At 63.4% G+C, this 19,993-nt stretch carries 15 protein-coding genes; 7 read left to right on the plus strand and 8 right to left on the minus strand.

Features of this window, described 5'->3' with window-relative positions:
* Window positions 1-425: 425 nt before the first annotated feature.
* Both HA052_RS05670 and HA052_RS05675 read right to left on the minus strand, forming a co-directional pair.
* Window positions 426-2,093 (minus strand): acid phosphatase, encoded by a 1,668-nt coding sequence (locus HA052_RS05670; RefSeq protein ID WP_166451162.1) that lies wholly within the window; start codon window positions 2,091-2,093, stop codon window positions 426-428.
* Window positions 2,094-2,213: 120 nt separating this feature from the next.
* Entirely contained in the window at window positions 2,214-3,101 is an 888-nt protein-coding gene (locus tag HA052_RS05675; RefSeq protein WP_166451163.1) for a phytanoyl-CoA dioxygenase family protein, read from the minus strand.
* Window positions 3,102-3,339: 238 nt separating this feature from the next.
* Here HA052_RS05675 and HA052_RS05680 point away from each other — a divergent pair, with 238 nt between their 5' ends.
* Window positions 3,340-4,950, plus strand: coding sequence for an FMN-binding glutamate synthase family protein (locus HA052_RS05680; RefSeq protein WP_081546902.1), 1,611 nt, complete (start codon window positions 3,340-3,342; stop codon window positions 4,948-4,950).
* A gap of 2 nt (window positions 4,951-4,952) precedes the next feature.
* Here HA052_RS05680 and HA052_RS05685 read toward each other — a convergent pair whose 3' ends face one another.
* The 5 genes from HA052_RS05685 to HA052_RS05705 form a co-directional block, all read right to left on the minus strand.
* Window positions 4,953-5,357 (minus strand): hypothetical protein, encoded by a 405-nt coding sequence (locus HA052_RS05685; RefSeq protein ID WP_166451164.1) that lies wholly within the window; start codon window positions 5,355-5,357, stop codon window positions 4,953-4,955.
* Window positions 5,358-5,416: 59 nt separating this feature from the next.
* Window positions 5,417-5,842 (minus strand): DUF721 domain-containing protein, encoded by a 426-nt coding sequence (locus tag HA052_RS05690; RefSeq protein ID WP_166451165.1) that lies wholly within the window; start codon window positions 5,840-5,842, stop codon window positions 5,417-5,419.
* Window positions 5,843-5,974: 132 nt separating this feature from the next.
* The gene (locus HA052_RS05695) at window positions 5,975-7,288 is read right to left on the minus strand and encodes an ABC transporter ATP-binding protein (RefSeq protein ID WP_166451166.1); all 1,314 of its coding nucleotides are present in this window, start codon (window positions 7,286-7,288) and stop codon (window positions 5,975-5,977) included.
* Between the two features lie 10 nt (window positions 7,289-7,298).
* Window positions 7,299-9,038: an ABC transporter permease gene (locus tag HA052_RS05700; protein WP_166451167.1), complete on the minus strand. Its 1,740-nt coding sequence runs from the start codon at window positions 9,036-9,038 to the stop codon at window positions 7,299-7,301.
* Window positions 9,039-9,395: 357 nt separating this feature from the next.
* A complete protein-coding gene (locus HA052_RS05705; protein WP_166451168.1) occupies window positions 9,396-11,435 on the minus strand; it encodes an alkaline phosphatase D family protein in 2,040 nt (679 codons plus the stop codon).
* A 439-nt stretch (window positions 11,436-11,874) separates the two neighbouring features.
* Between HA052_RS05705 and secA the strand changes: the two genes are divergently transcribed.
* Together secA and HA052_RS05715 are read left to right on the plus strand one after the other, a co-directional pair.
* On the plus strand, window positions 11,875-14,586 hold the full coding sequence (gene secA, locus HA052_RS05710) for a preprotein translocase subunit SecA (protein ID WP_166451169.1): 2,712 nt from the start codon (window positions 11,875-11,877) through the stop codon (window positions 14,584-14,586).
* Window positions 14,587-14,833: 247 nt separating this feature from the next.
* Complete coding sequence (locus HA052_RS05715; RefSeq protein WP_166451170.1) at window positions 14,834-15,358, plus strand: DUF2087 domain-containing protein; 525 nt, start codon at window positions 14,834-14,836, stop codon at window positions 15,356-15,358.
* Window positions 15,359-15,403: 45 nt separating this feature from the next.
* Here the strand turns inward: HA052_RS05715 and HA052_RS05720 are convergent, their stop codons facing one another.
* A complete protein-coding gene (locus HA052_RS05720; RefSeq protein ID WP_166451171.1) occupies window positions 15,404-15,880 on the minus strand; it encodes a TlpA family protein disulfide reductase in 477 nt (158 codons plus the stop codon).
* Between the two features lie 122 nt (window positions 15,881-16,002).
* On the opposite strand from HA052_RS05720, the gene HA052_RS05725 reads away from it, so the two are divergent.
* The 4 genes from HA052_RS05725 to gshB all read left to right on the plus strand — a co-directional run bounded on the left by HA052_RS05725 (window position 16,003) and on the right by gshB (window position 19,952).
* A complete protein-coding gene (locus tag HA052_RS05725; RefSeq protein WP_166451172.1) occupies window positions 16,003-16,947 on the plus strand; it encodes a carbohydrate kinase family protein in 945 nt (314 codons plus the stop codon).
* A gap of 139 nt (window positions 16,948-17,086) precedes the next feature.
* Window positions 17,087-18,376 (plus strand): glutamate--cysteine ligase, encoded by a 1,290-nt coding sequence (gshA, locus tag HA052_RS05730; protein WP_166451173.1) that lies wholly within the window; start codon window positions 17,087-17,089, stop codon window positions 18,374-18,376.
* Window positions 18,373-18,990: a hypothetical protein gene (locus HA052_RS05735; protein ID WP_166451174.1), complete on the plus strand. Its 618-nt coding sequence runs from the start codon at window positions 18,373-18,375 to the stop codon at window positions 18,988-18,990. Before gshA ends, HA052_RS05735 begins: the two co-directional genes overlap by 4 nt.
* A gap of 2 nt (window positions 18,991-18,992) precedes the next feature.
* Complete coding sequence (gene gshB / locus HA052_RS05740; protein ID WP_166451175.1) at window positions 18,993-19,952, plus strand: glutathione synthase; 960 nt, start codon at window positions 18,993-18,995, stop codon at window positions 19,950-19,952.
* Window positions 19,953-19,993: the final 41 nt, after the last annotated feature.

Consider the following 19,993-nt stretch of genomic DNA (forward strand, 5'->3'; position numbering starts at 1 on the left):
CTGTGCGGATGATGATTTAGGAGCCGCTTCCGCGTTGACCGATCGAGGCAAGCGTAGCGTCGCGAGGGAATAAGACGGGGAGGGGGAGGGCCGCCGCCGCCTTCCTGCCCCGCTCGTCCCCTAGGGAGCGAAACCCGAAGCGCGCTCCGAGGGGACACTTGGGCGCTACACGAGGTGGTCTGCTCTCTTAAAAAAGATCAATGACTTGGCTTGGCAGGTCATTTTTGGGGATAACTATCCAGTTCCACCCGATCTGTGGATATCTCCAAAGAGCCAAGAATAAACCACGTATCCGACGCGCCCTGAGTCCCTTCCTGCCTGCCGGGCAGCCCCGGCAATGCAAACCATCATCCGCGCAGCGGATACAACAGAATAATCATTGGCACTTGCTAGCAATGCCGAGTGCTCCACCCGGCAGAGCCCCCTCACGCAAACACCAAAGCCCCGGTCAAATCCCCCGGCGGCTGCGCGCCGCGCGTGCGGAAGGCCGCATTGCGCGCGCTCACCCCCTCCAACTCCGGCAAGTTATGCAGCCGGCTGATGAAACGAATGATGGACGTCGTATCGTAAAAAGTGTGATCCACATGCCCGCGTTTGGCGAACGGCGAGACGATGATGGCCGGAATCCGCGAGCCCGGTCCCCAGCGGTCCCCCTGCGGCGGCGCCACATGATCCCACCAGCCGCCGTTCTCATCGTGGGTGATCACCACCAGCATATGCTTCCATTGCGGCCCGCTCATCAAATGCTGCAACACATTGGCCACGTGACGGTCTCCGGATTCCACGTCGGAATAGCCGGCATGCATGTTCAGATTGCCCTGCGGCTTGTAGAACGTCACCGCGGGCAGTTTGCCGGCCACGGCGTCGGCGATGAAGCGGTTGGAAATCGGGCTGTCGCCCAGGCCGCCGTCCAGCAGATGGCGCTCGCGGGCGGCGCTGCCGGGCGCGAACTGGCGGAAGTAATTGAAGGGTTGGTGATGGTACTGGAAGTTGGGCGCGTCGCCGCCGCCCTTGCCGTCCAGCGCCGCTTGCCAGCTGCCGCCGTACCAGGCCCAGCCGATGTGCTTCTCGGACAAGAGGTCGCCAATGGTGCGGTAGCTTTGCGGCGGCAGGGTGCTGGGGTCTTGCGGATCGGCGTAGCGTTTGTCTCCGCCTTCCGCCGGTCGTACGAAGCTGGGCTGGTAGGGCGGGGCCATGGTGTTCACCGCGTAGCCGTCAGGGGTGATGGCGCCGTTGTTGACGAATTTGGGCGGGCCGTCCAGCGCCGAGGCCGGGGATTTGGGGTCCAGCGCCAACTGGCGGCCGGTGGGGCCATCGGCCAGCACGGCGATTTTCTTCTTGGCCGGGGTCTGGGCGGCGTTGAAGTATTCCGGGGTGCGCGCGGCGATCAGGAACTGGTGGTTGAGGTAGGAGCCGCCGAAAGCCGCCATGAAGAAGTTGTCGCACAGGGTGAAGCGGCGGGCGATCTGCCATTGATTGAGGGTGTGCGCGGTGTTCGGGTAGTGGCCCATGACCAGGGCGCCGGAATCGGCCCAGGCGACGAATTGGTCGTTGCGGCCGTCGTTGATCTGCATCTGGTTGTGATAGAACAGATGACAGAGATCGCGGGTGATCACCGCTTCCGGCAAGGGCTGACCCTCGGCGTCTTTCAGCGGGAACGGCGCGTTGGGCAGGCCGTGAATGTCTTTTTCTTCGATGAAGTAGCGTTTGCCGGCCACGGTCTGCCCGGTGGGCACCAAGCCGCCCCAGATCTTGGGCAGGCCGGACAGCGGTTGGCCGTCGCGGTCGCGTTGCAGCGCCTGTTGCTGTCTGACCGCGCTCAGCGGCTGGGCCACGCCGGGGAAGTTGCCGTAGAGGTTGTTGAAGCTGCGGTTTTCCAGATAGATCACCACCACGTTCTTGATATTGGCCTTGAGCAGGGCGTCTAGCTGGCCGTGGCGCGGGTGGCTGCTTGCCGCCGGCGCGGCGGCGGCCGGCAGCGCGCAACTGGCGCCGATGGCGGCCAGGCCTTCGAACAGGCGGCGGCGGGAGGGGTCTTGCGGGGCGTCCGCTTCGGTTTGCGACGGGCTGTCCTGATCTTCGCTGGCGTTCATGCTGTGATCCTTGGTCTAGGGTGTGCGGTGGCGGCGCGCGTCAGCCGGATGGCCGGCGTGTTCCATTGTCCATCATCCCGCCGCGGTGTTGCGGCGGGATGTCGGCGTGCGGAGATAAGATTAATCGATGCGCAACGTGGCGGCGCGCGCTTCCGCCAGCGGTTGGATAATTTCTTCCGGTAGGAATTCGCGGAACAGCGTATCCGCCGGCGGCTGATCGCGCAGCAGTTCTATCGGGTCGCGGCCGTCTATGCTGCCGAGATTGGGCGCGTGGACAAAGTAGCCCAGCAGCCGTTGCAGCCGCGGCGGCAGCGCGCGGGCCAGTTCCCGGGAAACGGCGAGGTATTGGTTTTCCGCCTGGCGCAGCCAGCCCAGGTTGTAGCTGATGACGACGCCGGTGCGCGCTTGGGCGCTTTGGTTGGCGCCGCCGCCGTGGGTCAGCGAACCCAGGTAGATCAGAACGGAGCCGGCGGGCATGGCGGCGCTGATGACTTCTTCCGGCTGGGGATCGCGCGGTTCCGGCCAACGGTGGCTGCCGGGCACGACGCAGGTGGCGCCGTTCTGCTCGGTGAAGTCGTCCAGCGCGTACATGCAGTTGATCATTTTTTCCGATCCGGGCGCGGTGCCGGGAAACATCAGGTCGTCGCTGTGCAGGAATTGACGCGGTTCGCCGGGGCCGATGCTGATGGCCTGGGTGAGGTTGAGTTGGTATTCGCGGCAGCCGCGCAGCAGGAAGGCATCCATCACTTGCAGGATCAAGGGGTGGATGGCAAGTTCGCGGGCGGCGGGCACGCGCTCTATCAGGCCGCTGACCCTGCGGGTGGCGTAGCCGTAGAAGTCGCCCTGACAGGGGGCGGAGCGGTCCAGCAGCGGTTGCAGCTGGGAGCGGAACTGCGCCAGGCCATCCGGGGTCAACAGATGTTCTATCACGATGCCGCCGTCTTGTTCTAGCGCGGCGATCAGGGTTTCCGGCGCGGTGTCCGGGAGGAAGCGTTGCAGGCAGGGCATGTCTTGGGTTCCATCGCTTTATTAAAGAACCGGCGGCCGGGCCGCGGCGGTGTGGATGTCGAGAGATGTTATCTTCAGGATATTTACCGTGTCTGCGGAGCCGACCTTTAGGTCAGGTGGTAGATTATCTTTATGGTGAATGTATTTATTAATGTGAATTGGCGCCTGCCGCGCCTTGTAAGCTGCGGGTTTTCGACCTTACCCTGAGCCTTCCCCGCCACCCCTGTCTGGAGTCCACATGAGTGTGTCCTTGTTGAGCCGCTACGCTTTTTTCTCCTGTTGCCTGTTGTTCACGCTGTTCAGCTTGCCCTTCGTTCACTATGAGTGGCTGTGGCCGTTCACGCTGGCCGCCGCCGCGTTGACGCTGCTGGGGGTGTTCGATTTGCTGCAAACGCGCCACGCGGTGCGCCGCAACTATCCGATTTTGGGCAATATTCGTTACCTGGTGGAAAGCATCCGCCCGGAAATCCGCCAGTACTTGCTGGAGTCCGACCGCGAGCAACTGCCGTTCTCGCGCGCTCAGCGCTCGCTGGTGTACGCGCGCGCCAAGAACGAGGGCGCGGACAAACCGTTCGGCACCTTGATCGATGTGTATCAGCCGGGTTTCGAGTTCATCAGCCATTCGATGCGGCCGGCGCCGCTGAGCGATCCGGCCGGTTTTCGTGTGGAAATCGGCGGCCCGCAGTGTGCGCAGCCGTATTCGGCGTCTTTGTTCAATGTATCGGCGATGAGTTTTGGCGCGCTCAGCGCCAACGCCATCCGCGCCTTGAACCAGGGCGCGCAGCGCGGCGATTTCTATCACGACACCGGCGAGGGCAGCATCAGCCCTTACCACTTGGAGCATGGCGGCGCGCTGGTGTGGGAACTGGGCAGCGGTTATTTCGGCTGCCGAGACGCGACCGGCGGTTTCGATGCGGAGCGCTTTGCCGATCAGGCGCGCAACCCGCAGGTGAAAATGATTGAGATCAAGCTGAGCCAGGGCGCCAAGCCCGGCCACGGCGGCATTCTGCCCAAGCACAAGGTGACGCCGGAAATCGCCGCCACCCGCGGCGTGCCGCTGGGGCAGGATTGCGTGTCGCCGTCCCGCCACAGCGCGTTTTCAACGCCGATTGAGCTAATGCGTTTCATCGCCCGGCTGCGCGAGCTGTCCGGCGGCAAGCCGGTGGGCTTCAAGTTCTGTCTGGGTCACCCGTGGGAGTTCATGGGCATCGCCAAGGCGATGCTGGAAACGGGGATTCTGCCGGACTTCATCGTGGTGGACGGCAAGGAGGGCGGCACCGGGGCGGCGCCGCTGGAGTTCACCGACCATATCGGCGTGCCGCTGCGCGAGGGATTGCTGTTTGTCCACAATGTGCTGGTGGGCTTGAATCTGCGCGACAAGATCAAGATCGGCGCCAGCGGCAAGCTGGTCAGCGCTTTCGACATCGCCAGCGTGCTGGCCATCGGCGCGGACTGGGCCAATTCCGCGCGCGGCTTTATGTTCGCCATCGGCTGCATCCAGAGCCAGAGCTGCCACACCAACCGTTGCCCCACCGGGGTGGCGACGCAGGATGCCTTGCGTCAGCGCGCCCTGGTGGTGCCGGACAAGGCGGACCGGGTGTTCCATTTCCATCGCAACACCATGAAAGCCTTGGCGGAGATGCTGGCCTCGGCCGGGCTGGAGCACCCGTCGCAGTTGCGGCCGCACCATTTGGTGCGCCGCGTCAGCGACACCGAGATCAGGCTGTTCTCGCAGCTGCATGTCTTTTTGCAGCCGGGCGAGTTGCTGGAGCCTGAGATCAAGGCGGCGTTCTACGGCCGAATGTGGCAGATGGCGCGGGCGGACAGCTTCGAGGCGCAGCCTGTCTGAACCTATTGCGCAGAGGGCGCGGCGCCGGCCTCTTCGTCGTCCGCGTCTTTGGGCGGGGGCACGATGCGCCATTGGCCGTCCTGGCGGCTGAAGCGCATCCGCTGCTCGCGCTCCACCGGCTTGCCGGTAAGTTTGCGGCCCTGGTAGCTGACTTCGCAATCCAGGGTGGCGTTTTCCTCGTCGTTCTGACAGTCGCTCACCGAGGTGACGCGCAGGTCCTTGAGCATGGATTCCACCATCGAGCGCATCAGCAGGGTGTGGGTGGATTCCGGCTTGGCGTCGAACTCGGCGAGCGCCTGGGTTTTGAAGGCGGCTTCCGCCTCGGCCGGCGTCGGCTGTTCGCTCGGGGCGGCTTGGGCGAGTCCGGCGGCCAGGCCGGCGAGCGCCATGATGATGTATTGTTTCATGCCGCGACTTTAAGCCGGTTTGACCGGCGGCGGCAAGATGGCCGGCGGCTTGCCGGCCTTTACTTGCGGTGGTGGGCGATCAGCTTGGCCAGCGCGGCGCTGACCAGCGGGTTGCTGACGCTGGCGGCGGCCTCTTCCATGCCGTCCAATGCGTTCTGGCTGATCTTCAGCGTTTTTTCCTTGGGTTTGCGCGCCAGGCGGATATCCACTTTGACCCGCACTTTGCCGGCCACATAGCCTTGCTGCGCCAATTGCGGCAGCAGGCCGGGCGCCAGCATGCGCAGGCGGGCGGCGATGATGCCGGTATCGGTGTAAATCACCAGTTCGTCGTCGCGGATGCGCACGGCGCGGCAAGTGCCGGCCAGCAGCGGCGGCAGCAGTTTCTGGAAGGCTCGGTTCAGCTTCATCAGTGCTTGAGCCTCGGCGGTGAGCCGGGTCAAGGTGCTGTCTTTGCGGGCAATGTCGTTGAATTGGCGTCCGTACATGGCGGGCTGTCGAGTGAAAACAGTTCATTGTAGCCGCTGACGGGGGCGCTTGGGGAGGTCGCGGCCGACGCGCTTGCGCCGGCGGACCGGATTTGTCGACGGGACGGCCGGGCGCCTGCCCGGCCGGAGGCCTTATTGACCGCCTTCCACGTCTTCCAGGCTGAAGGTTTCGGTGTGGTCGTTGTAGGAGAAGATTTCCGCGTAGCGTCCCCAACTGATCACGGTGTCCAGCGTCTCCTCGGCGGTTTCGTCGGACAGCGAGTCTTCCAGCTCCTGGGCGAAGCGTAGCCGCGGCGCGCGCTGGCCCGGACGCTCCTGCAGCACTTTGCGGATGTGGGCTGCCATGGGCACGTGGCGCAGCAGGTGTTCGGCGAACTGCACTTTGCGTTCCTGGGTGCCGTAGTCGGCGAACAGCTTGCCGGCGGCGGTGAGCAGGATGTCGCCGTCCTTTAGTTCGGCAAAGCCCAAGTGTTCCAGGATTTCGGCCACCGGGAACAGTTCGTCCACTTCCAGCCTTAGTTTTTCCGCGATTTCCGGCATGTCCGCCTTGCCGTGATAGGGCGCTTGAGCCACTTCCTCAATCAAGCCGGCCATCAGGTTGGTGGACACCTCGCTTAACTGGCTGCCGATTTCCAGCGGCAACTTGTGCAGGGTGTGGGCGCTGCGGCGCGCGGTCATCAGCGCGTAGATGTCGTCCACCATTTTGCGGAAGGCCGGGTCCAGCCGGTTGCGGCGGTGCGGGAAGGGCACTTTGATTTCCGCCACCACGCGGCCGGGATTGGACGACAGCACCAGGATGCGGTCGCACATGAATACGGCTTCTTCGATGTTGTGGGTGACGATGAGCACGGACTGGATGGGCAACTGGCCTTCGCTCCACAGGTCCAGCATATCGGTGCGCAGCGTTTCGGCGGTGAGCACGTCCAGCGCGGAGAAGGGCTCGTCCATCAGGAGCAGGGTGGGGTTGACCACCAGGCCGCGGGCGAAGCCGACGCGCTGGCGCATGCCGCCGGACAGTTCGCGCGGGTAGGCGTTCTCAAAGCCGTCCAGGCCAATCAGGTCGATGGCGGCCAGCGCGCGGCGGCGACGCTCCTTGGCTTCCACGCCCAGCGCCTCCAGCCCGGCTTCCACGTTTTGCAGCACGGTCAGCCAGGGGAAGAGCGCGAAGGTCTGGAACACCATGGCGACGCCTTCGGCAGGGCCGGTCAGCGGCTTGCCGTGGTAGCTGACATCGCCGCTGCTTTGTTTGATCAGGCCGGCGATGATGCGCAGCAAGGTGGATTTGCCGGAGCCGGAACGGCCCAGCAGGCCGACGATCTCGCCTTCGCGCAGCGTCAGGTTGACGTCGTCCAGCACCTGGATTTCGTCATTGCCTTTGTTGAAGCCGCGGCAGACGTTTTCCAGCCGGAAGATTTCCCGCCCAAGGGTGGTGGTGTCTGGTGTCATGGTTGCCCCCTTAGTTGAGACGAAGTTTGTTTTCGGCGATGGCGTACAAAGGACGCCACAGCAGGCGGTTGAACAGGACGACAAAGATGGACATCACGGCGATGCCGAGCAGTATCTTGGGATAGTCGCCGGCGGCTGTGGTTTGGGCAATGTAGGCGCCCAGGCCGTGGGCGGCCAGCTTGTCGTCGCCCCAGGAGACGTATTCGGACACGATGCTGGCGTTCCAGGCGCCTCCCGATGCGGTAATCGCGCCGGTGACGTAGTAGGGGAAAATGCCGGGCAGCATCACTTGCCGCCACCATTGCCAGCCGCGGATGCGGAAATTGGCCGCCGCCTCGCGAAAATCGTTGGGAAAGGCGCTGGCGCCGGCCACCACATTGAACAGGATGTACCACTGGGTGCCCAGCACGATCAGCGGCGACAGCCAGATGTCCGGATTGAGCTTGAAGTGGACGATGAAGACCACGAACACCGGGAACAGCAGATTGGCCGGGAAGGCGGCGAGGAACTGGGCCAGCGGCTGGATCTTTTCCGCCAGCGCCGGACGCAGACCGATGTGCACGCCCAGCGGTACCCAGACGATGGAGGCGAGCAGTATCAGCAGGGATACCCGCACCAGGGTGATCAGGCCCAGGCCCAGCACGCGCAGGACTTCGGCCGGTCCCACTTCGGTGTGGATGAAGCTCACCAGTTTCCAGCTGGCCAGCAGACCCAGCGTCGCCACCAACAGCCACCAGACTACATCAATGCCGCGCGACACCGAGGTTTGCGCTTCCGAGTGCAGGCCTTGCGGCAGGCTGTAGTTGAGGCGCAGCCGGGCGGTTTTGCGCAGTAACTTGCCAAAGGGCTTGAGCAGCAGCTGGATGGCGCGGGTGCGCTGGATCAGCTTGAGCACCCAGGACTCCGGCGCGGATTGGCTGGCGGTGTCTTCCAGGCGGAATTTGTCCGCCCAGGCCACCATGGGGCGGAACAGGAATTGGTCGTAGATGACGATGACTACGGTCATGGTCAGAATCACCCAGCCCACGGCGGCCAGATCCTTATGTTGGATGGCCATGGCGAGGTAGGAGCCGACGCCGGGCAGGGTGACGGTCTTGTCGCCGACGGTGATGGCTTCCGAGGCCACCACGAAAAACCAGCCGCCGGACATGCTCATCATCATGTTCCAGATCATGCCGGGCATGGAGAACGGTACTTCCAGCTTCCAGAACTTCTGCCACGGCGTCAGCCGCAGATTGAGCGAGACTTCTTCCAGATCGCGCGGCACGGTGCGCAGCGATTGGTAGAAGCTGAAGGTCATGTTCCAGGCCTGGCTGGTGAAGATGGCGAAGATGGCGGCGAATTCCGCGCCCAGCACCCGGCCGGGAAACAGCGCCAGGAAGAAGGTGACGGTAAAGGAAATGTAGCCCAGCACCGGCACTGATTGCAGGATGTCCAGCATGGGCACCAGCAGCAGGCCGGCGCGGCGGCTCTTGGCCGCCAGCGTGCCGTAGATCAGGGTGAAGACGAGTGCGGCGGCCATGGCGGCCAGCATGCGCAGCGTGGTGCGCAGCGCGTATTCCGGCAGATTGGCCGGGTCCAGCGTGATGGGAACGGTTTGCAGCGCGGTCAGCGGCGCCCAGGTTTCGCGGATGCCGGTGGTGGCTATCAGCAGGAAGCCGAGCAGGAGCGGAAACGCGATCAGATCCCAGCGGTTGGGAATCAACCGTTTGGCCGTGGCGGGCATGAAATGGCGGACAACGGTAGTCATCTGGCCTCTCCGATTGAGCGCCGCCGACAGCGCCGCCAGCGGCGGTCAGCGGTTTTTTAGTCTGTTTTATTCGGGCGGAGCCGCGGCAGCGTGCCATGCGGCAGGAATCAGCATGCCTGTCACCTGAAGCATAGGCCAAGGGCATCGGGCGCAGACTGCCAGCAAGGCCATGCATCGGGAATGGGAGAGCAGGGCGTCGGCGCTGGATACTAGCAGAGTTGCGTGGACGGGAATGTTACCGACGCGGCAGATTTGTTGGGGTTTTGTGACGGATTGTACTGTTTGAAACTGAGTGGCGTTTCGCTCTCGGGCGCCCGGCTGGGCCGGGCGCTCGGAGCGTTTGGTTTGTGCTCGGGTTTACAGCACGTTGACGGCGGGGCTGCCGGCCGCCACCTCCACGGTTTTGACGCCGGCTGTGGCCGGGGTGGGGGCCGAGCCGCCGCTCAGCGCGCCCACTTTGTGGAAGGCGCAGCTGAGTTTGGCCGGCGTCAGCGTCACCAGCGCGTAGCCCTGGGCGTCGCTGTCCACGTATTTGAGCCAGCTGTTGAAGTTCTGCAAGGTGCTGGTGAAAGTGTTGACCACTTGGCCGCTGACCGTGGTGTAGATCAGGGGCTTGGCCTTGGAGAAGGCCGGCACGGTGTCCACCACGTTCTTGAAGTAACTGAACAGCGAGTTGCTGGACACGCCGGCGGTGACCAGGTCCACCATCACCGGGCTGGGGCTGGCGGCGTCGTAGTCATCCATCACCGGGCCGGCGAAGAAGGCGTGGATGTCGCCGGTGAGCGCCACCACATTGGCGATGCCCTGAGCTTTCAGATAGGCCATCAGCGCTTTGCGCTCGGCGTTGTAGCCGTCCCACTGGTCGGCGTTGAGGATGAATTTGTCGAAGAACATCGACGGCGGCAGGCTGGCGTCCAGACCGGGCTTGATGGCGGCGTTGAACACGCCGGCGGAGATCGCGCCGCCGCTGAGGGTGCTCAACAGCGGCTGGGTGTTGGTATAGCTGACCACGGGTGTGGCGCCGCTGGTGTTGGCGGCGGCCAGGTCCAGATAGAGCGCGCCTTGCAGCTGGGCGATCTGCGGCTGGGTCAGCGTCAGACCCATGCCGGCCAGTTGCGGCGCCAGGCCCTGGGTCAGCAGCGAGGCCACCGCGACGGTGCCGTCGAAACCCATGCGCAGCAGCGAGACTTCATTGCCCCACAGCTTCCAGGTGGTGGAGGCGGACTTCATCTGGTTCTGCCACCAGGCGCGCTGGGTTTCGCCCAGGATGGAGACATTGAGCAGATTGCCGCCGGTGGAGGCCATCTTGCTGGCTTCCACCTGGGCCAGAGTGTTTTTCTGCACGAAATAGCGGCTGCCTATCTCGCTGCCGGCCTGGGTTTCCGGAATGATGTGGTCGCTGCGGTACAGACGCTCGTCGGTCATCACCAGGGTGGCCAGGTCGCCGAAGGTGAAGCTGCGGTAGATCTGGATGTTCTGGAACGAGGGGGTGCTCAAATCCAATTGCACGTCGGCCGGCATGTTTTCGAACCAGGCCTGGCTGGCGCTGCGGCGGCGCGCGGTTTGTGGCGAGCTGTCGTCGGTGGCGGTGTATTCCTGGCGGTCCTGCCAGCAGTCGTCGGAAAACTCGTGGTCGTCCCAGATCGCTATCATCGGGAAGCTGGCGTGCAGCTTCTGCAAGCGGGCGTCGTTGCGGTAAGACTTGTACAGCGAGCGGTAGTCCGCCAGCGTGGTGGCGTAGCGGGCGCCGTCGGCGCGCTGGGTGCCGTTGGGCAGGCTCAGCGCCGGATGGCGGGTTTCGTTGCCGCCGCTCTGGAAGCCGGCGCCGACGGTTTCGTAGATGTAATCGCCCAGATGAACTATGAAGTCCAGGTCCTGATTGGCCAATTCCTCGAAAGCGCCCCAGTGGTTGACGCTCCAGTCCTGACAGGAAATGAAGGCGAACTTGAGCTGGGACAGTGGCGCGCCGGCGGCCGGCGCGGTCTTGGTGCGGCCGGTCATGCTGACCGCCTGGCCGGTGAGGAAGCGGTAGTAGTAGGTGGCGGCGCTGCCAAGGCCGGTGACTTTGTGGCGTATGGTGTAGTCCCAGTCAGGCTGGGCGCTGAGCTCCACGTTTACCAGCAGGGTGGAGAAGTCCGCGCGGTCGGACAATTGCAGCGTGACTTTGACGTTCTGGCCGCCGTCGCCGCCGTCGACACGGGTCCACAACACGATGCTGTCCGGCTTGGGGTCGCCGGAGGCCACACCCTGGCTAAAGCCGCTGCCGTTGACGCCGATCGCGGCGCCGGAGCCCCCGGGCAGGCTGCCCGCGCCCCCGCCGCCGCATGCGCTCAAGCCGCCGGTGGCGACGGAGGCGGTCAAGAAGCCGCTCCACTTCAGAAACTGTCTGCGATCCATCGATGTCTCCCCTCTATTGTCTATGCGTGCTTGTGCTTGAATCGGGCCGTGGACGGCCCTTGTTGGAAAGGCGCTATTGTTGGAGGGGATTATTAAAGTGGCATGACAGCCAGTGTCAATTTAATTGAGTGTTTGCTCGAATTCGTCCAGGAAACGTGGATTAAAACCAACACTTGTTTGAGTTCGGCTCGGCGCCGCCGGCAAGCGCGGCGCCATGGCCGCGCGCTTGCGGACGAGGCCGCGACGCGACGGGCGGTTTTCACGCGCGCCTCCGGCGGCGGTCGTGCGTAAACGAAAATAAAGACCGCGCGCAGGCGCTTGCCCCCTTGATACAGCGCAAGCGCGCCCCCATAAAATAAGGCGGCTAATGTGCTACACTTTCAAGCATTTTTGCGGACACCTTACTTAAACAGCCCGCTGGTCTCTGGAATTCGATTACATGATTTCTTCTTTGCTTAAAAAAGTATTCGGCAGCCGCAATGACCGGCTTCTGAAGCAATTCCACCAGACGGTGGTGCGCGTCAATGCTCTGGAAGAGGGCTTGAAAGCGTTGTCCGACGAGGCTTTGGCGGCCAAAACCGATGAGTTCAAGCAGCGTTTGGCCAAGGGCGAGACGGTGGACGAGCTGTTGCCGGAAGCCTTTGCGGTGTGCCGCGAGGCCTCGCGCCGCGTGCTGGGCATGCGCCACTTCGACGTGCAGCTGATCGGCGGCATGGTGCTGCACTACGGCAAGATCGCCGAGATGCGGACCGGCGAGGGCAAGACTCTGGTGGCCACGCTGCCGTCCTACCTGAACGCGCTGACCGGCGACGGCGTGCACGTCGTCACCGTCAACGACTACCTGGCCAGCCGCGACGCCGGCATCATGGCCAAGCTGTACAACTTCCTGGGCCTCTCCGTCGGCGTCAACCTGTCCCAGATGCCGCACGACGAGAAGCAGAGCGCCTACGCCTGCGACATCACCTACGGCACCAACAACGAATTCGGCTTTGACTATCTGCGCGACAATATGGTGTTCAGCGTGGAAGAGAAGGTGCAGCGCAAGCTCGCCTACGCGGTGATCGACGAGGTGGACTCCATCCTGATCGACGAAGCGCGCACCCCGCTGATCATCTCCGGCCCGGCCGACGACAATATCGACATGTACCAGCGCATGAACGCGGTGCCGCCGATGTTGAAGCGCCAGGAAACCGAAGAAGGCGAGGGCGATTACTGGGTGGACGAAAAGGCCAACTCGGTGATGATGTCCGAAGCCGGCCACGAGCACAGCGAAGAAATCCTGACCCGCTTGGGCCTGCTGAAGGAAGGCGACAGCCTGTATTCCGCCACCAACATCACGCTGATGCACCATCTGATGGCCGCCTTGCGCGCCCACTCGCTGTTCCATAAGGACCAGCACTACGTGGTGCAGGACGGCGAAGTGGTGATCGTGGATGAATTCACCGGCCGCCTGATGGCCGGCCGCCGCTGGTCCGAAGGCCTGCACCAGGCGGTGGAAGCCAAGGAAGGCGTGGAGATCAACCGCGAAAACCAGACGCTGGCCTCGATCACCTTCCAGAACTACTTCCGTCTGTACGGCAAGCTGGCCGGCATGACCGGCACCGCCGACACCGAAGCTTACGAATTCCAGAGCATTTACGGCCTGGAAACCGTGGTGATCCCGACTAACCGGCCGATGATACGCAAGGACGCGCAGGACAAGGTCTACCGTTCCGCCAAGGAAAAGTACGACGCCATCCTGGCCGACATCAAAGACTGCCACGAGCGCGGCCAGCCGGTGCTGGTGGGCACCACCAGCATCGAGAACTCCGAGCTGATCGCCAATCTGCTGCAAAAAGCCAAGCTGCCGCACAATGTGCTGAACGCCAAGGAACACGCGCGCGAAGCCGACATCGTGGTGCAGGCCGGCAGCCCCGGCGTGATCACTGTGGCCACCAATATGGCCGGCCGCGGCACCGACATCGTGCTGGGCGGCAATCCGGAGCCGGAAATCAAGGGCGTCGAGACCGACGACAGCCTGTCCGCCGAGGAAAAGCGCGCGTGCATCGACAAGATTCGCGCCGATTGGAAAGTGGTGCACGACCAGGTGTTGGCCGCCGGCGGCCTGCATATCGTGGGCACCGAGCGTCATGAGTCGCGCCGCATCGACAATCAGCTGCGCGGCCGTTCCGGCCGTCAGGGCGACCCAGGCTCTTCCCGCTTCTATCTGTGCCTGGAAGACCCGCTGCTGCGCATCTTCGCCTCCGACCGCGTCGCCGCGATCATGGACCGCCTGAAGATGCCGGAAGGCGAGGCGATCGAGCACCCGTGGGTGTCCCGCTCCATCGAGAACGCCCAGCGCAAGGTGGAAGGCCGCAACTTCGACATCCGCAAGCAATTGCTGGAGTACGACGACGTCGCCAATGACCAGCGCAAAGTGATCTACCAGCAGCGCAATGAAATCCTGGTGGAAAGCGATGTGTCCGACGTGGTGGTCAATATGCGCGAAGGCGTATTGTCCGATTTGGTGGACCAACACCTGCCGCCGGAATCCATGGAAGAGCAATGGGACCTGACCGGCCTGGAAAAAACGCTGGAAGCCGAATTCCTGCTGCCGATCAAGGTTAGCGAGTGGCTGAAGGCCGAGCCGGCGCTGGACATCGAAAGCATTCGCGAACGCATCATCGAGCAAGCCGCCGAGACCTATCAGGCCAAGGTGGAGCTGGCCGGCGACGGGGTGATGCGTCAGTTCGAGCGCAGCCTGGTGCTGCAGATGCTGGACAATCACTGGCGCGAGCACTTGGCGGCGATGGATCACCTGCGCCAGGGCATTCATCTGCGCGGTTATGCGCAGAAGAACCCGAAGCAGGAGTACAAGCGCGAAGCCTTCGAACTGTTCGCCGACATGCTGGAGCGCATCAAGCGCAGCGTGGTCAATGTGTTGATGACGGTGCAGATTCGCAGCCAGGAAGACGTGGACGCGGTGGAGCCGCACCAGGTGGGCGAGTACGAAATGCAGCATGCCGCGCCGGGTTCGGCGCTGGGCGATGACGAGGACAATCCGTTGTCTCCGGACGCGCTGGCTGCGCAGGGCCTGCGCATCGGCCGCAACGACGCTTGCCCTTGCGGCAGCGGCAAGAAGTACAAGCAGTGCCACGGCCGCCTGGAGTGATCCGGTAGCCGCAGGGCCAAAAGCCGACGCGAGAGCGTCGGCTTTTTTCATGTTCACGCGCTTTGCAAGCCGGCGGCGAGGTGTTAGCATCGTCGCGGGTCAACAGTTCACCCAGGCGTCGCCGGTGCCCCCACCACGCTAAACCTGTCTTGGCTAGATTCATCTCGCTTGGCTCGAACCCGTGCCAGGCCGTAAAGGCGACCGCGGCAGTCCCTCCCGACCTTGGCGCGACGACAGGATTCGAACCATGTCTCGTACGCTTTATCCCTTTTATTGCAGCGACATCTCCGCGCTGGCGCGTTCGCTCAAGCAGCAATGGGCGCAGGAAAGCGTTCCGCCCAGCCATGTGCACATTCTCAATATGCTGGCGCGTTCCGCCGGTTTTCAGAACTTCCAACACTGGCGCGCGGAATGCGAACGTCCGGCTCCGCCCGCAGGCCTGTCCGCGGAGACGACGCGGCTGTTGCGTCATTACGACGCCGAGGGGCGCTTGACGCGCTGGCCGAAAAAATTCAGCGAGCAGCGCGTCTGCCTATGGGCGCTGTGGGCCGGCTTGCCGCAGGGTGGGCAATGGTCCGAGCCGGAGGTAAACGCCATGATCCGCGCCGGCGAAGCCTTTGGCGATCATGTGCTGTTGCGGCGAGAACTGGTGGAGCAGGGCTTGCTGGGGCGGACGCCGGATTGCCGGCGCTATTGGCGCGTGGAGCGGCAATTGACGGCGGAGGCGGGGGAGCTCGCGGCGGAAGTGAGCCGGCGTAGAGCCGGCCGTTGAGGCGCGCTTGGCGGCGGTTGACGTCAGAGGCCGCCGCCGGCTGATTTACAACTGGGCTTTGATCGTCGCTTCCAGCTTTTTCTCGTCCAAGAGGCCGGTGAGCTTGGCGGCGATCTTGCCTTTGCGGTCCAGGATCAGGGTGTAAGGCAGGCCGCCGGTGGCGTTGCCCAGGCTGCGCATCAGGCCCAGGGTGTCGCTGTCGCCCAGCAGGATGGGGTAGCTTATCTTCAACTGGTTGACGAAGGCGCTGACTTCTTCCTTGTTGTCCAGCGCCACGCCCACCACTTCCACGCCTTTGGGCGCCAGCTTGGCGCGCAGGCGGTTCAGCATCGGCATTTCTTCGCGGCAAGGCCCGCACCAGGTGGCCCAGAAGTTCAGTACCGTGACCTTGCCCTTATAGGCGGCGATGGTGGTGTTGCCGCCTTGCAGCTTGGCGAAGTTGGTTTGTTCCAGCGTGGGCGCGGCCATGGCGGATAGCGGCAGCAGCGCGATCAGCGCGGGGGCGAGCAGTCGTTTCAGCATCGTGTTGAGCTTCCGATAGGTGTTTGAAGTGTATTGGATATCCGACAAGGTCAAAGTTCTCGACGTGAACCAAACAAATGTTTCATGTTAAAATGGTCGATTGACCTTTTTGCGGAGTGGGCATGTCTATCCTCGTCTGCGGGGCCCTCGCATACGATACCCTGTTCTCGTTTCATGGCCGTTTTGACAGCCAGATCCTGCCGGATCAGCTGCACAAAATTTCCACGACTTTCCTGGCCCCGACCATGCGCCGCGAATTTGGCGGCATGGCCGGCAATATCGCCTACAGCCTGTGTTTGCTGGGCGAAACCCCCATCGTCATGGGCGTGGTGGGTGAGGATTTCGAGCCGTATCGCCAACATCTGAAACGCGCTGGCGTGGACGACCGCTTCATTCGCTTGATCCGCAAGCAGTATACCTCGCAGTGCTTCGGCATCGCCGACAAGGATGGCAATCAATTGATGGCCTTCCATCCCGGCGCCATGGATTTTGCCATCGAAAACCACGTATCGGATATCCCGGATCCGATCGAGCTGGCGATTCTGTCGCCCGGCGGCTACAGTGCCTTCCTGCAGCACTCCAAGGAGCTGGCCGCGGCCGGCATTCCCTTCATCTTCGATCCGGGCCAGGAACTGCCGCTGCTGTCGCGCGACGAGATCCACGAGATCGTAGAGCTGGCCAGCTATGTGGCCATCAACGACTACGAGAGCGAGCTGATGCGCGAACGCGCCGGCCTGTCGGTGGAGGACTTGCGCAAAAAGGTGGAGGCGCTGATCGTCACCCGCGGCTCCAAGGGCGCGGAGATCTACGTCGGCGACACCGTGCACTTGATCCCGCGCGTGCAAATGCCGATCAAGCCGGTGGACCCGATGGGCTGCGGCGACGCCTTCCGCGCCGGCCTGCTCTACGGCATCAGCCGCGGCCTGGACTGGAAGATCACCGGCCGTCTGGCCAATGTGATCGGCGCGATCAAGGTCACCACTCCGGGTTGTCAGAATCACTTCTTCGACTGGGAGTCGCTGAAGGACTTGTATCAACAGGCTTACGGCGAGCCCTGGCCATTGTGACGAGGCGGCCTGCGGGCCAAACCGGCAAGGACGCGCAAGCGTCCTTTGCTTTTTGACGGTCCCAACACAACAAGTCTTGAATTCATCCCGCGCCACCCCCACCATTAGCGAATTCAATTCGAAAACCCAAGGGGATTCCATGCCGCCCGTTCCGCATCTGGCAACCGCACTGACCGGCCCGCTTTACGAACTGGAAAGCCGCATCCTGACTGCCCAGCCTCAGATCGAACACTGGTTCCGCAGTCAGTGGCATAATCACGCGGCGCCGTTCTACGGCTCGGTGGACCTGCGCAACAGCGGTTTCAAGCTGGCGCCGGTGGACATGAACCTGTTTCCCGGCGGCCACAATAACCTGAACCGCGATTTTCTGCCGCTGGCGGTGCACGCCGCGCAAAGCGCGGTGGAAAAAGTGTGTCCGGAAGCGCGCAGCGTGCTGCTGATTCCGGAAAACCACACCCGTAATACCTTCTACCTGCAGAACATCGCCGCGCTGGTGCATATTTTCGAACAGGCCGGCCTCAAAGTGCGCCTGGGCTCGCTGAACCCGGAAATCACCGAGCCGACCGAGCTGCAATCAGCCAACGGCGACACCGTCCGCCTGGAGCCCATCGAACGCCGCGGCAACCGCCTGGTGCTGGCGGACGGCTTTAATCCCTGCGTGGTTCTGCTCAACAACGATTTGTCCGGCGGCATTCCGGACCTGCTCAAGGGCTTGGAGCAGAATCTGTTGCCGCCGCTGCACGCCGGCTGGGCGGTGCGCCGCAAGAGCAACCATTTCGCCGCCTACGACAAGGTGTGCGAAGACTTCGCCCGCTTGATTTCCATTGATCCCTGGACCATCAATCCCTATTTCGCCAGCTGTAGCGGCCTGGATTTCCACGCCCGCACCGGCGAGGAGCAGTTGGCGGACGAGGTGTCGCGAATGCTGGATAAGATTCGCGTCAAATACCGCGAATACGGCATCGACAACGACCCCTTCGTCATCGTCAAGGCCGACGCCGGCACCTACGGCATGGGCGTGATGAGCGTGAAGAGCCCGGACGAGGTGTTGGGCCTGAACCGCAAAGCGCGCAACAAGATGTCGGTCGTCAAGGAAGGCTTGGAGGTGTCCGAGGTCATCGTGCAAGAAGGCGTGTACACCTTCGAAACGGTGGAGGACGCGGTGGCCGAGCCGGTGGTCTACATGATGGACCGCTACGTGACAGGCGGTTTTTACCGCGTGCACACCGGTCGCGGCATCGACGAAAATCTGAATGCGCCCGGCATGCACTTTGTGCCGCTGTCGTTCGAAACCGCCTGCCTGCCGGACAAGCAGGGCACGCCGGACTGCGCGCCCAACCGCTTCTACGCCTACGGCGTGATTTCGCGGCTGGCCTTGCTGGCCGCCTCGCTGGAGCTGGAAGCCACGGATCCGGACGCCGACGAATGAAGGCCTGGCTGAGCCTGGCCTTGTTGGCTGCCGCGGCCTCTGCGGCCGCCGACGAGGCCTTGACGCCGAAAGCGCTGGCGGAGCTGGTGGGCTGCGCGTCGTTCGAGCGCTATCAGGCCCTGCAGCCGGCCTTGCTGGACGTAGTGTTCGACAAGGGGCCGACCTGGATCCGCAAGAACGAGAAGGCCAGCAGCCTGGGCGTTTATGTGTACGATCTGCAACAGCCGATCCGGGTGTTCGGCGTCGAGGCGAAGCAGCTGGCGCTGCATCAGGAGTTTGTGTCGGTGCCCTTGCCGGCGGGTTGGAAGCTGGCGGATGCCGCGGCCAAACTGCAGCTGAAGCGGGCCCCGGTGAAAGCGGCGGAGCAACATTACCGTTTCGTCGGCGGCGATGGCCCGATGCTGTCGGCCTATGAGATGCCGGCCAACCCGATGGCGGCGCTGCTGGGCGCGCCGCAGGGCGAGCCGCTGCGCTACCTAGGCTGTTCCTATAATGGGGCCAGCGAAGAAACCTTTCTTTCCGTCGCCGCCCAGGCCGACGAGATGATGCAAAAAGCGCGCGGCGACATGGAGCGCATGTTGCGCGACGCCGCCAAGCCTAGCGAGGACCAATAAACATGCGCATCCTGTTCATTGCCGATCCCCTGGATCACTTCAAGCTTTACAAGGACACCACCTTTGCGATGATGCAGGAGGCCGCCGCGCGCGGCCACGCCCTGAGCTTCGCCCAGGCCCACCAATTGTCGGTGGAGGGCGGCCGCGTGCTGGTGGACGCGCGCGATCTGAGCCTGACCGGCGAGTACGAGGGCGAGCACCCGGCCTGGTTCAAGCTGGGCGAGGTGCATCGCCAGCCCCTGCAGTCCTTCAGCACCACCGTGATGCGCAAGGATCCGCCGTTCGACATGGAATACCTGTACGCCTCGCAGCTGTTCACGATGGCGGAGGCGCAGGGGGCCAAGGTGTTTACCAGCGGCCAGGCCCTGCGAGATTTCAACGAGAAGCTGGCTATCCTGCAGTTCCCGGAACTGACCGCGCCCACCTTGATCACCGGCGAATCGCATCGCTTGCGTGCCTTCGTCAACCTGCATCAGGATGTGATCCTGAAGCCGCTGGACAGCATGGGCGGGGATAGCATCTTCCGGGTGCGTCCAGACGACGCCAACCTGTCGGTGATCATCGAAACCATCACGCTGCGTGGCAAGCGCACGGTAATGGCGCAGCGCTACATTCCAGAGATCCGCGACGGCGACAAACGCATTCTGGTGATAGACGGGGTGCCGGTGGACTGGTGCCTGGCGCGTATTCCGGCGGCGGGCGAGACGCGCGGCAATCTGGCCGCAGGCGGTCGCGGCGAGGCGCGGCCGCTGACCGAGCGCGATCGCGAAATCGCCGAGACGGTGGGGTCGGAGTTGAAGAAGCGCGGCATTCTGCTGGCGGGCCTGGATGTGATCGGCAATTATCTGACCGAGGTTAACGTCACCAGCCCGACTTGCTTCCGCGAAATCATGGACCAGACCGAGATCAACGTCGCCGGCCTGTACATCGACGCGCTGGAGCGGCGCTGCCAGCCGCACTGACGCCGCTGTTTCTCCATTTCGTCACGGCCGGCCGCGTTGCC

This window comes from Chromobacterium fluminis, assembly GCF_011602385.1.
In the GTDB taxonomy this organism is placed as follows: Bacteria; Pseudomonadota; Gammaproteobacteria; order Burkholderiales; family Chromobacteriaceae; genus Chromobacterium; species Chromobacterium fluminis.